General features: G+C 60.6%; 9 protein-coding genes. 4 read left to right on the top strand and 5 right to left on the bottom strand.

What is annotated here, in order from left to right:
- Nucleotides 1-159: 159 nt before the first annotated feature.
- Nucleotides 160-750, top strand: a complete 591-nt coding sequence (locus tag BM132_RS24735) for a hypothetical protein (protein WP_092459403.1) — start codon at nt 160-162, stop codon at nt 748-750.
- A gap of 99 nt (nt 751-849) precedes the next feature.
- Here BM132_RS24735 and BM132_RS24730 read toward each other — a convergent pair whose 3' ends face one another.
- The 3 genes from BM132_RS24730 to BM132_RS24720 all read right to left on the bottom strand — a co-directional run bounded on the left by BM132_RS24730 (nt 850) and on the right by BM132_RS24720 (nt 4,828).
- Entirely contained in the window at nt 850-3,222 is a 2,373-nt protein-coding gene (locus tag BM132_RS24730; RefSeq protein WP_092459401.1) for a TonB-dependent siderophore receptor, read from the bottom strand.
- Nucleotides 3,223-3,342: 120 nt separating this feature from the next.
- Entirely contained in the window at nt 3,343-4,326 is a 984-nt protein-coding gene (locus BM132_RS24725; protein WP_092394501.1) for a DUF4880 domain-containing protein, read from the bottom strand.
- On the bottom strand, nt 4,313-4,828 hold the full coding sequence (locus tag BM132_RS24720) for a sigma-70 family RNA polymerase sigma factor (protein WP_092394930.1): 516 nt from the start codon (nt 4,826-4,828) through the stop codon (nt 4,313-4,315). The genes BM132_RS24725 and BM132_RS24720 overlap by 14 nt, the downstream gene beginning before the upstream one ends.
- Nucleotides 4,829-5,033: 205 nt before the next feature.
- On the opposite strand from BM132_RS24720, the gene BM132_RS24715 reads away from it, so the two are divergent.
- Both BM132_RS24715 and BM132_RS24710 read left to right on the top strand, forming a co-directional pair.
- Nucleotides 5,034-5,867 (top strand): oxidoreductase, encoded by an 834-nt coding sequence (locus BM132_RS24715; protein ID WP_092459399.1) that lies wholly within the window; start codon nt 5,034-5,036, stop codon nt 5,865-5,867.
- 22 nt (nt 5,868-5,889) lie between these two features.
- A complete protein-coding gene (locus BM132_RS24710) occupies nt 5,890-6,828 on the top strand; it encodes an AraC family transcriptional regulator (RefSeq protein ID WP_092394495.1) in 939 nt (312 codons plus the stop codon).
- 73 nt (nt 6,829-6,901) lie between these two features.
- Here the strand turns inward: BM132_RS24710 and BM132_RS24705 are convergent, their stop codons facing one another.
- On the bottom strand, nt 6,902-7,588 hold the full coding sequence (locus BM132_RS24705; RefSeq protein ID WP_092394492.1) for a response regulator transcription factor: 687 nt from the start codon (nt 7,586-7,588) through the stop codon (nt 6,902-6,904).
- Nucleotides 7,563-10,940 (bottom strand): ATP-binding protein, encoded by a 3,378-nt coding sequence (locus BM132_RS24700; RefSeq protein WP_092459397.1) that lies wholly within the window; start codon nt 10,938-10,940, stop codon nt 7,563-7,565. Before BM132_RS24700 ends, BM132_RS24705 begins: the two co-directional genes overlap by 26 nt.
- 319 nt (nt 10,941-11,259) lie before the next feature.
- On the opposite strand from BM132_RS24700, the gene urtA reads away from it, so the two are divergent.
- Nucleotides 11,260-12,504, top strand: a complete 1,245-nt coding sequence (gene urtA / locus BM132_RS24695) for an urea ABC transporter substrate-binding protein (RefSeq protein WP_092394486.1) — start codon at nt 11,260-11,262, stop codon at nt 12,502-12,504.
- Nucleotides 12,505-12,507: the final 3 nt, after the last annotated feature.

Below are 12,507 nucleotides of genomic sequence, written 5' to 3'. Positions count from 1 at the left end.
ATCTGGCCAGCTTTCGCCAGCGCTGAATCAAGGCTAGTTCTTCTGTGGCAGATCGCTAATAGCCACAGTATTAATGGGTAATAGGCAGATTCTTTTACCCGGCTTGCCGGTCGAGGCAGATGATAGGGCCAGCGCTTGGTTACGGGAGAGGACCGGACCATGAACGAACGCCCCCGCAGCACGGCCATCCACGAAGCCGGCCACGCCCTGGCTTTTTGGTGGAACGGTCTGCCGATAAAACGCATCACCGTGCGCACCAGGGACGAAGCGTGTGCGGGACCGATGATCGATCTGCTCGGTAACCCGCACTACGCCGACGGGTTGGTGGAGGCCGATTATCTGGTCCTGCGCCCGGCGTTGGCCGCCCGGGGGATTGCTGAATATTTGCCCTCCATGGTTGATTCGATTGAGCGCGACCTGCTCCATTGCTTCGCCGGGCCTGTGGCCGAAGCGGTCTATCGACACGGCAGGTCCGACCGGATGATCAGCACCAGTGGCCGTGGCGATCTGGACCGGGGGCACGAGTTGATCTGCCTGCTGCCCCCACGCATGTTGCTCGACGCCGAATCACGGGCCATCGCCCGCTGCAGTTGCCTTGTGCATCGTTACTGGTTTGCTGTCTGTGCTGTGGCGGGGCTTCTGCAAGAGCAAGGCGTGGTCGAGGGCAAAGCGGTCACGGCGCTGCTGTGCGAGATCACCGCAGAGTCGCCCAGCTTGCTTGGCAATGGCGTGAGAAGCCTTGATTCGTGATCGAGAAGCGGCAAGCGTCGCACCCGTGGGAGCAGGTTTTGCTCCCACGGGGTTTACGCCATTTGAGGGTTGACCGGTATCAGGCCGTGGACGGCTGGCTTACCAGTTGTAACTCAGCTTTGCAGTGATTTCGCGGCCCGGGTTGTAGTAGTTCGCGGTACCGGAACCGACCACATGTTGCTCATCCAGAAGGTTGCTGACGTTGATCGCCAGGTCAGTGCCTTTGAAGAGGTTGTAGTTGAAAGCCGCATCGAAGAGCGTCGTACCATCGCTGGTGCCAGTGTTGGCAGCGTCGAAGTAATAGGCGCCCACATACCGGGCACCCAGGCCAACGCTGACAGCCGTGTCGGGTACGTTGTAATAGCTCCACAGCGAAGCGGAGTGTTTGGGCGCCGTGGCGAACTCATTCCCCTTGAGTGAACTTCCGTCGTACAAAGTACCGCGCAATACTTCGGACTCCATATAGGAGTAGCCACCGACCAGGCTCAGGTTGGGCGTCAACTCAGCCTTGGCTTCCAGGTCCAGCCCGCGCACACGTGACTCGCCAACGGTTTGCTGCTCAATGACACCACTGGGCAGTACGACGGCAATGCTGACATTTTCCTGGGTGAGGTCGTAGACGGCTGCCGAGAACAACGCGTCCATACCGATGGGCGCATATTTCACACCCACTTCGTATTGTGTGCCCGTCTTCGGGACAACGCCCACCGTTGGCGGTGAGACCGACTCGACCATGCTGACGTAGGTGGAGACTTCGTCGTTGACGATATAGGTCAGCGCGCCGCGATAGGAGGTTTCCGAGAAATCATCCGACTCTTTTACGTTGTTGATGTCGGTACTGGACAGATCCAGCGAGTCGTTGCGCACACCGGCGGTGACGATAAAGCGCTCATAGAAGGACAGGTTCTGCTGCAGGAACACGGCTTTGGTTTTGGTATCGAGCTTGTTGTTGCTGTAGGGCGCGACTGCGCTTGGCACACCGGTGAACACCGGGTTGGCCAGGTCGATGGATCCTGTCGTGGCGTATACGGAGCGTTCCTCAGTCGAAGAGTCGCCATACTCCACGCCCACCAACGTACTGCTGTCGATGTTTTCGAAGCGGGCATCGTATTGCAGCATCAAGTTGCCGTTCAGTTGCTCGGCTTCGCTGTCAGTGCCAAAGATATAACGGGGGACCGTGGTGCCGGTGCGGGTAGGGGAGTCGCTGAGGAACACATAGCCGAAATCATCGTTCAGTTCGCTGTAGCGCAGGTTGCTGCGCACCACGAACCCATTGTCGAAATCATGGCTGAAGGTGCCGCTGATATTGGTGCGTTCGACATCGTGGAAATTGTAGCTGGGCTCGCCGTAGAACTTGTCGCGGTCGTATTCCTTGTCCAGCGGGTAACCGCCGCTGTTGGGCGAGCTTTGGGTCTTCAGGTAGTCCACGATCACGGAGGCCGAGGTGAAGTCCGTAGGGGCCCAGGTCAGGCCGCCCATCAAGAACTTGTTGTCGTCCTGTGAATGGTCGTACTCGCGCTCACTGTCTTGCATCTTTGCCGTGAAGCGACCGGCCAGGGTTTGCTCTTCGTTCAGCGAGTCCCCGACATCGATGCCGGTTTCGACATGGTCGAAAGAACCGTAGGTGACGTAGCCCTGGCCGAACTTGTCGAAGCGTGGCTTCTTGCTGACAAAGTTCACCGAACCGCCCGGGTCAGCCGGGCCGAATAGTGTGGAGTTGGCCCCGCGTATCACCTCAACGCGCTCATAGGCGAAAGGTTCCTCGCGCACACCGCGCATTGAACCCAGGGTCAGGCCGTCCCGATAGGTCGTGGCCTGAAAGCCGCGGATCTGGAAGTAATCGTTGCGGTCGTCAGTGCCGTAATAGTCGGTAAGAACCCCCGGCGTGTATTGCAGCAGTTCTTCGGTGGTGCTCACGCTGCGTTGCTTCATTTCCTTGTCGGTCACCACGGAAACCGAGGCGGGGGTGTTGAGGATGCTGGTGGCCACCTTACCGCCGACCCAGAGTTCCTGGGCGACCACCGAGTTGGCGTCTTCGGTGCCGTCGACCCTCGCCTTGGCGTTGACGAGGATGGGCGCGAGGCGAAAGGTGTCGAGTTCGCCGTCCGCCCTGGCTTGCGGCGTCAGCAAGTAAGCGTTCGGGCCTTGCTGCTGTATCGCGATGTCGCTCCCCTGCAACAACGACGACAGAGCTTGGGGCGTATCGAGTGTCCCGCTCACGCCCTGGGTATTGCGGTTCGCTACGCTTGACGCATCGAAAGAAAGACTGATGCCCGCCTCGCGCGCAAAGCGGTCAAGCGCCGGTGCCAATGGGCCGGCAGGAATGTTCCACGAGTGAACCTGATGGGCCTGATCAACGCTCGAGGATTGCGCCAGAGACGGTAGCGCGTAGCTGCTGACAATGACGCCAAAGATCGCACCGTGTAAGGCACGATTCAGTCGGTGGCGCTGTGGAACCGGGGACGAACTCATTTACTCGCTCCAAGAAAGGGGATCGGCAGATCGGCCTGTATTTCAGCCTTTCTTACATGCCGAACGAGAATGAGAAATCACCTCATTTTTATTTGATGTTGGCGCGCGACGGAAAAGGGCTTAGCTGGCGGCGCTCAACGTCACCCAATATTGGGTTCGATAATCAATCCGTAAGTGCAGTGACTGCGCCACCAATGCCAGTACCTGATCGGTGTCGGCGAGTTGAAAGGTCCCGGAAACGCGCAGGTCCGCGACTTCTTCGGCGCATCGCAACAGGCCGGGCCGATAGCGCGACAAGGCCCCAATGAAATCACCGAGGCGCATATGGCGTGCGCTGATCACCCCGTCACTCCAGCTCCATACATCCAGGCCGTTATCCTTGAACTCACGAACGCCATTTGAGGTGAACAGCCGCTGATTGCCGGCCTGGACAGTGTTGTTAACCGAAAGGGTTTGGCTGGATCCGGGAAATACGCTGACTGCGCCGCGCTGCACCGCCAGAAGGGTCCCGTCGTCACGCTCGTATGCCAGGAACCGGGCGTTCTGGGTGCTTATGATTGCGTCGCGGGTTTGTACCCAGAAAGGACGCGGTTGAGCTGAGCCCGCATCGGCGCCGGTATTCACGATGATTTCGCCGCGCCGCAGAACGATCAGGCGCCGCTGTTCGTTGAAATAGCTGTCGACCGCACTGTCGCTATTGAGCTGGATAAGGCTGCCGTCATCGAGTTGGAAGCGTCTCTGCTCGCCGGTTCTGCTGTGCTGCTGGGCAAGCAAAGCCGGCAATGGTGTGTAGTCGCGGCCCAGCCAGGTCGCTCCTCCAACAGTGGCCAGCACACCCAGTAGCTTCAGGCTTTGGCGCCGATGCATGCCTGAGCGGGCGCCTTTGAGGGTGTGCCGGGCCAAATCAGGTGGAACGCCCGCGAAGTCATCGCCAAGCGCTTCTACACGCTGCCACGCTAAAAAATGCTCAGGACGCTGCCGCAGCCAGTGCTCAAAGGTGCGCTGGGTTTGCTCGTCGGCTGGATTGAAGCGCAGGCGCACCAGCCAGTGGATCGCCTGGTCGACCACCGCCGGGTCCAGCACCTGCGCTTCACTGTTCGGCATAACGCAAGCGATAGCAGTGTTGCAGGGCCTTGGCCAAGTCGCGTTCAACCGTAGAGCGGGAAACGCACAATTTTTCGGCGATTTGCAGGCAGGTCAAACCGTCGAGCTGGGCGAGTAGAAAAGCCTGGCGAACTCTCGGTTTCAGCAGGTCGAGCAGACGGTCGATGCGCTCAAGGCTGTCAAGAATCAGCAACCGTTCTTCTTCCGAGGGGGCCGCTTGTGGAGGGAGCAGCGCGAGACTCTCGAAGTAGGCGCGTTCGAGTTCGCGACGGCGATAGCGATCGATCATCAGTCCGCGGGCGATGCTGCTCAGATAAGCCCGGGGTTCGCGCAACGGGCTTATCTGACGGGATTTGAGCAGGCGTACAAACGTGTCCTGCGCCAGATCGGCTGCGCTTTCGTGACATCCGATGCGCCGGCTCAGCCAGCTGTGCAACCAGGAATGGTGGCTGCGATAGAGCAGCGCGAGATCGGCATTGCCCAGTGTGTCGTTGCTGCGCATCAGCATCTCGGAAAATACATAATTGATAATGAATCGCATTATATTCAGACAGGTGACGTCAGGGCAATGTGCGGAACCTGATGTTCGAGATGGGCTTGGTCTCGAGTCCTGATAGGAATAGGCAATGCTGCAAGGCAAACCGGCATAGGGGCCCCGGTTCTGCCTCGCTACCATGGCCTTGCACCCACCTTATTGGAGGCTCGCCATGAGCAGCAGAAAAACCCTATTCATCACCGGCGTCAGCAGCGGCCTGGGCAACGCCCTGGCGCGGGAAGCGCTTGCGGAGGGCCATCGAGTCATCGGCACCGTGCGCAGTGAAGCGGCGTTGCAGGCCTTCGAGACACTGTCCCCGGATCATGCCCATGGCGTCATCCTGGATGTCACTGACTTCGAGCGGATCGACAGCGTTGTCGCTTCCACACAAGCCAGCCACGGCCCGGTCGATGTGCTGGTCAACAATGCCGGCTATGGCCATGAGGGCATCTTCGAAGAGTCGCCGTTGGAAGAGATGCGCCGCCAGTTCGACGTCAACGTGTTCGGCGCGGTGGCGGTGACCAAGGCTTTCGTGCCGTATTTCCGCAAACGTCGTGCCGGTCATATTCTCAATATCACCTCGATGGGCGGAACCATCACGATGCCGGGTATTGCCTATTACTGTGCGAGCAAGTTTGCGCTGGAAGGTATCTCCGATACGCTGAGCCAGGAATTGCTGCCGTTCAACATCTTCGTGACCGCCGTGGCGCCCGGCTCGTTTCGCACTGACTGGGCAGGTCGTTCGATGCAGCGCACGCCGCGCAGCATTGCCGACTATGACGCCAGTTTCGATCCGGTGCGTAAAGCGCGGGAAGAGAAAAGCGGTAAACAGCTCGGCGACCCGCGCAAGGCTGCCCAAGCAATGTTGCAGGTCATCGCCAGCCCGACGCCACCGGCGCACTTGTTGTTGGGCAGTGACGCGTTGAACCTGGTGCGTGACAAATTGACTCGAACGGCCAGTGAGATTGACCGATGGGAGGCGCTGACCCGCTCGACTGACGGTTGAGCGGCCAGCAAAGGGGGCAATGATGACGCCGACCGATCCACACACCTTGCGCATGGTGCAGTTGATGGAGCAGCTCGCGCCGGTCGAGGGCTACAACCTGAGCGCGCTGGACGACATCCGCTTTCTGCGTTCGAACCGGCCACTGACCCGCACGCCGGTCTTGTATGACCCGGGCATCGTCATCCTGTGTCAGGGGCGCAAGCGCGGCTATCTGGGGGAAGACGTCTACGTGTATGACGCCCAGCATTATCTGGTGGTGTCCGTCCCCGTGCCCTTCACCATGGAGACCGACGCCAGCGCTGCCGAGCCCATGCTGGCGATCTACATGCGGCTCGACTTTCAGCTGGCCAGCGAGTTGATATTGCAAGTCGATGAGGTGCTGGGCCCAAGTGATGCCCTGCCCAAGGGCATGTATGCCTCGCCCATGGATGACCGGCTGCGTGCCTCGACGTTGCGTTTTCTTGAAGCCATGAGTCGTCCGGGTGACGCGCAAATACTCGGGCCGTCACTGGTACGAGAAATCTACTACCGCATCCTCACTGGCGAGCAGGGCGGCTCAATGCATGCCGCGCTTAATCGCCAGGGGCACTTCGGTAAGATCGCTCGCGTGATTCGCAAAATCCACAGCAGCTACCAGGAGCGTCTGGACGTCGAGTCACTTGCCCATGAGGCCGGCATGAGCGTGCCCAACTTTCACCTGCACTTTCGCAGCGTGACCGACTCCTCCCCCATGCAGTACTTGAAGTCGACGCGCCTGCACCAGGCACGCCTGCTGATGCTACGCAATGCCATGAGCGCTTCGGCAGCGGCGTTCAACGTGGGCTACGAAAGTGCGTCGCAATTCAGCCGTGAGTTCAAGCGCTTCTTTGGCCGTACCCCCCAGGCCGAGATCGAGTGGATGAAGGCGACTTATGCGTTGCCCGCGCCTGCCACGCCGTCTATCTATGTGTCATCGCATTAGAGAGGCATCAACTGGACGCGCCAGACCCGCCTTCGGTAGCCGTAGGTTTCGCCACCCGTCTCACGGAAATTCGCTACGTCCGCCGATGCTCGGTCATCGCCGAAAGCACCACCGACGTTGCCGCTGTACGCGTCTCCACCCCCAGCTTGATGTACACATGCTCCAGATGCTTGTTCACCGTACGCGGGCTCAAATCCAGGATGGTGCCGATGTCGCGATTGGTTTTCCCACAGGCCACCCAGCGCAACACTTCAACTTCACGCCCCGTCAGTTGAAAGCGTGCCGACAACACCTGGCTGGCCGGTTCGTCATTCAGGCTCAAGGCCGCCACTGGCTGCGACGCCGCACGGGCAGAATGCAGAATGCGTGAAGTGCGCAAGTGCGCGGCGACCCGCGCCAACACTTCGTCGATCTGGATCGGCTTGGTCACGTAGTCGCTACCACCCACTTCAAAACCCTGAACCACATGGCAGCTTTCCGTCAGCGCGGTCATGAACAGCACCGGGATATCAGCGCTCTGGGGTTGCGCCTTGATCCGCCGACAGGTCTCGAAGCCATCCAGGCCCGGCATCATTGCGTCCAGCAGGATCAGATCCGGGCGTCGACGCTCGATACGGTTCAACGCACTTAGCCCGTCAAGGGCCACCAACACCATATAGCCGGCATCGTTAAGCGCGTCGGAGAGCAGGGCGAGGTTGTCCGGGGTGTCATCCACAATCAGCACAACACCGGGTTCAGCGACTGTGGTCAGTGCATTCATCTTCTGCCTCCTTGAGGGCGCGGTTGATTTCGTCCAGGCGAAAGTTCTTCAGCAACTTGCGCAGTGTCCCGATAAACGCTGCCGTCTGCGGTGTCTCGGCCTGGATGCTGTCGAGCTTTTCCTGTAACCCACGGACATAGCCCATGGCGCTGAGCTCGCCGAGGGTGACAAGGTCCGGGTGTGAGGGTAAGACCCAGTGTGCAGGGAGTGCCGCGGACGCAGGCCTTTCACGCCGCACCCACTGCAGGTCAAGTTGCGCCTGGATGCGCTCCAGCAACTCCGGCGTGCGCACGGGTTTGGCCAGATAGTCGTTGCAGGCACTGGCCAGATTGCGTTCGTCGTTGAAGGCATTGGCCGAGATCACGATGATCGGAACGTTGGACAACCCGTTGCGGCGAATCAGGCGGCTGGTTTCCCAGCCATCCATGGTCGGCATCGACAGGTCCATCAGGATCAGGTCCGGCCCCAGCAGTGCCACCTGGCGAATGGCTTCCTGGCCGTTGCTCGCTTGCACGACCTCAAAACCCAGCGGTGTGAGCATGCCGCTGAGCACCTTGCGATGGTCGACATGATCGTCCACCACCAGCACACGACGCGGTGGCCCCTGGTAGCCGATGATGTCGTGCTCGACATGGACCACCGCCTGGGGCGCGCGCACCTGAGAGAGAAACAGCCGCACCTGGAAGCAGGTGCCCTGGTCCTGCTGGCTCTTGACCTGCAATTCACCGCCCATCAGCGAGGTGAGCATGCGGGTGATGGTCAGACCGAGGCCGACGCCCTTGTCCTGGCGCATCAGGTCGCCACGTTCGAACGGCTGGAAGATCCGTTCGATATGCTCGGGGTCTATGCCGATCCCTGTGTCGATGACCTCGAAGGTTGCCGTTTCGCGCATGTAACTGACCCGCAGGCAGACCTCACCGCTGTCAGTGAAATTGACCGCGTTGCCCAGCAGGTTGATCAGGATCTGCCGAACCCGTTTCTCGTCACCCCGCACCACCGCCGGCATCTTGCCGATCAGTTCCAGGCGAAAGCGCAGGCCTTTTTCCTCGGCCTGCGGGGTGAACATCAGCTCCAGGTCGTGGATCAGCTCCGGGAAGGGGATTTCCGTCAGTTCCAGGCGCAGTTTGCCGGCCTCGATCTTGGCCACGTCGAGCAGGCCGTCAATCAACGACAGCAGGTGCGAGCCGCTACGCAGAATGGTCGCCAGGGCATCCTGATGCTGCTCCGGCATTGCCGCGTCGCGTTGCAGGTTTTGGGTAAAGCCCAGGATGCTGTTGAGCGGCGTGCGCAACTCATGGGACAGCCCGGTGATGTAGCGACTCTTGGCCGCATTGGCTGCCTCGGAGGCCTCCTTGGCATCCTGCAGGGCCTGGTCAGTGACGCGGTGCGCGGCGATTTCCTGCATCAGCAACTGGGTCTGGCGGGTCGACTCCTCTTGGGCCACATGGCGGCTTTCCCGGGTCAGGACGATCCACCAGGCGAGAATCGCCGCCAACATTGAGAGGGTCAGGAAAGCCTTGAAAAACGCCTGGTACAGCGGCGCCGAATGGGGCAAGCCTCCAGAGGCCTGGCTGTAGATCAGCGCGAGGGCCCCGCTGAGCATCAGGATCAGCACCAGCAACAGGCCCAGGTAATGCATCAGCCGCGTGTGCAGGCGGGGCACCATGCTGTTGGGCAGCAACCAGCGCAACAGCGACTCGAACTGCGCGGACAGACGCCCCTGGGGTTTGCAACGATCGCCGCAACGCGCGTCCAGCGAACAGCACAGCGAGCAGATGGGCGTGCTGTAGGCCGGACAGAACGCCATGTCGGCGCTTTCAAACGGGTTGCTGCACAGGCCGCAGGTGATCTGCGTACCCGCTTCTACCGGGTGCAACAACAATGGGTCGCTGGCACGGGCGATGTAATAACGACTGCCCGTCGCCCAGGCCAGCAGCGGCACCATGATCAACGCGGCACCCAGGGCGACAAAGGGTGGGGCGGCCTGAGCCAGGGCACCGAACAGGCCGAAGTGGGCGAGAATCGACAGCAGCGAGGCAATCAGCATCGCGCCGACGCCCACCGGGTTGATGTCGTAAAGGTGCGCGCGCTTGAACTCGATGTGTTTGGGCGACAACCCCAGAGGTTTGTTGATTACCAGGTCCGCGACCACACAGCCGATCCAGGCGGTGGCGATATTGGCGTAGAGGCCGAGCACCTGGTCGATGACGTCGAACACGCCCAGTTCCATCAGCATTAACGCAATCGCCACATTGAACACCAGCCATACCACGCGACCCGGGTGACTGTGGGTCACTCTGGCAAAGAAATTCGACCAGGCGAGTGAGCCGGCGTAGGCGTTGGTCAGGTTGATCTTCATCTGTGAGACGAACACAAACAGCACCATGGCGCCCAAGGCCCATTCCGGCGAGGAGAAGACGTAACTGAAGGCCACCAGGTACATCTGGGTTGGTTCGGCGGCACGCTCCATGGGGATTTCGTGTTGCAGGGCGAGAAAGGCCAGGAAGGCTCCAGCGGCCATTTTCAAGGCGCCGGGAATGATCCATCCGGGACCGGCGCAAAGCAGCGCGGCCCACCAGCGTTTGCGGTTGGCGGCGTTTTTCTCTGGCAGAAAACGCAGGTAATCGACCTGTTCACCGATCTGCGTCACCAGCGAAAGGGCCACGGTACAGGCCGCGAAAAATTCCAGCAGATTGAAGTCTCCGCCGCTGGCACTGCGCCCCAAAAAGCTGGTCCAGTCGCTGAAGGCCTGGGGATTTTTTGCCAGCACGAACAGATAGGGCAGCACCAGCAGAACCAGCCACAGTGGCTGAGTCCAGAGTTGCAGGCGGCTGATCAGGGTCACCCCGTAGGCCACCAGCGGAATCACCAGCAGCGAGCAGATCACATAGGCGAAGGCCAGTGGAATATGGAAATACAGCTCAAGGGCCAGGGCCATGATCGCCGCTTCCAGGGCGAAGAACAGGAAGGTGAAACTGGCGTAGATCAGCGAGGTGATGGTCGAGCCGATATAGCCGAAACCGGCGCCACGGGTCAGCAAGTCCATGTCGACGCCGTAACGGGCTGCGTAGTAACTGATCGGCAGGCCGGTGAAGAAGATCACCAGGCTCACCGCGAGAATCGCCCAGAACGTGTTGGTGAAGCCGTAACTCAAGGCCAGCACCCCGCCGATGGCTTCCAGCGCCAGGAACGACACCGCACCCAGGGCGGTATTGGCGATACGCAGCTCCGACCACTTGCGAAAGGACTTTGGCGTGTAGCGCAGGGCGTAGTCCTCCATGGTCTCGTCGGCGACCCATCGGTTGTAGTCACGACGGATCTTGGCGATGCGCTGGGTGCCGGGTGGTAGCACGGTAAAAGCCTCCTGCGGTCAAGGCGCTCCATGCCTGGCGGGTGTTGCGCTGGTGAAAAATTGAGCAATTTCCATGCCTCGGCCGCCGGGTGGCGTCGACGGCTGCCCATGCGCGTGCCCGCGCGTGAGGGAGCAAGGTGGCATGGGCCCGGAGCGCTAGCCTGCACCAGCTTTGTGCGATTTTCCCTACGTCAAATGACGTATGCCTTTACGTCAGGCTGCGTATACCGGCTGCCGCTCCGCACCGCCATGCTCATGCCATCACCGTTGCTGGCCGCCCCAGGGCGAACCCGCAGCGCCACCGCAGAGGAGTAGCAGCATGGAACCACGATTGATCCGCACCCAAGGTCTGTTGCCGCGCCGTCTGGCGCTGGGAGCAGCGGCCCTGTCGTTACTGGCCGCCAGTGTGTTCAGCCAGGGTGTCCTGGCGGATGAGGCCAACAGCACCGGTCTGGCCGTGACCCCGACCGAAGTCACGGTCGGCCAATTGCACTCGGCCACCGGGACCATGGCGATTTCCGAAACCGGCTCCATCCAGGCCGAACGCCTGGCCATTGAGCAGATCAACGCCTCGGGCGGCATCCTCGGCCGGCAGATCAAGGTGATCCAGGAAGACGGCGCCTCCGACTGGCCGACTTTCGCCGAGAAGGCCAAGAAGTTGCTGGTCAACGACAAGGTGGCGACGGTGTTCGGCTGCTGGACTTCGGCCTCGCGCAAGGCCGTGCTGCCGATCTTCGAGAAGGAAAACGGCCTGCTCTACTACCCGACGTTCTATGAAGGGCTGGAGCAGTCCAAGAACGTGATCTACACCGGCCAGGAAGCCACCCAGCAAATCCTCGCCAGCCTCGACTGGATCGCCAAGACCAAGGGCGCGAAGACTTTTTACCTGGTGGGCTCGGACTACATCTGGCCGCGTACCTCAATGAAGATCGCGCGCAAGCACATTGAAAACGTGCTGCACGGTGAGGTGGTCGGGGAAGACTACTACCCGCTGGGCAACACTCAGTTCGGCTCGCTGATCAACAAGGTCAAGCTGAAGAAACCCGACGTGGTGTTCGCTGCCGTGGTCGGCGGTTCCAACGTGGCGTTCTACAAGCAACTCAATGCCGCGGGCGTCAACGCGGCCAAGCAGACCTTGCTCACCCTGTCGGTGACCGAAGATGAACTGCTCGGGATCGGCGGCGGGAACATGGCCGGGTTCTATGCCTCGATGAAGTACTTCCAGAGCCTGGACAACCCCAACAACAAGGCGTTCGTCGAAGCCTTCAAGGCCCGGTACGGCAAGGATGCGGTGATCGGCGATGTGACCCAGGCGGCCTATCTGGGGCCATGGTTGTGGAAGGCCGCGGTGGAGAAAGCCGGCAGCTTTGACGTCGACAAAGTGGTGGCGGCCTCACCGGCTATCGAACTGACAACCGCGCCTGAAGGCGACGTGAAAGTGCATGAAAACCATCACCTGTGGAGCAAGACCCGTATCGGTGAGGTACAGCCCGATGGCCAGTTCAAGGTGGTCTACGAGTCGGGTCTGATCGAGCCGAATCCGTTCCCTAAAGGTTACCAATAACGC

Origin of the sequence: Pseudomonas sp. NFACC45, from assembly GCF_900113505.1 — a bacterium.
Lineage (GTDB): Bacteria > Pseudomonadota > Gammaproteobacteria > Pseudomonadales > Pseudomonadaceae > Aquipseudomonas > Aquipseudomonas tehranensis.
The sequence above is the reverse complement of the archived record's forward strand: the minus strand, read 5'-3'. Positions and strand labels throughout refer to the sequence as shown.

Coding starts and splice junctions, on each gene's coding strand:
- BM132_RS24735 (WP_092459403.1), top strand. CDS start 160: ATGAACGAACGCCCCCGCAGCACGGCCATCCACGAAGCCGGCCACGCC.
- BM132_RS24730 (WP_092459401.1), bottom strand. CDS start 3,222: ATGAGTTCGTCCCCGGTTCCACAGCGCCACCGACTGAATCGTGCCTTA.
- BM132_RS24725 (WP_092394501.1), bottom strand. CDS start 4,326: ATGCCGAACAGTGAAGCGCAGGTGCTGGACCCGGCGGTGGTCGACCAG.
- BM132_RS24720 (WP_092394930.1), bottom strand. CDS start 4,828: ATGCGCAGCAACGACACACTGGGCAATGCCGATCTCGCGCTGCTCTAT.
- BM132_RS24715 (WP_092459399.1), top strand. CDS start 5,034: ATGAGCAGCAGAAAAACCCTATTCATCACCGGCGTCAGCAGCGGCCTG.
- BM132_RS24710 (WP_092394495.1), top strand. CDS start 5,890: ATGACGCCGACCGATCCACACACCTTGCGCATGGTGCAGTTGATGGAG.
- BM132_RS24705 (WP_092394492.1), bottom strand. CDS start 7,588: ATGAATGCACTGACCACAGTCGCTGAACCCGGTGTTGTGCTGATTGTG.
- urtA (WP_092394486.1), top strand. CDS start 11,260: ATGGAACCACGATTGATCCGCACCCAAGGTCTGTTGCCGCGCCGTCTG.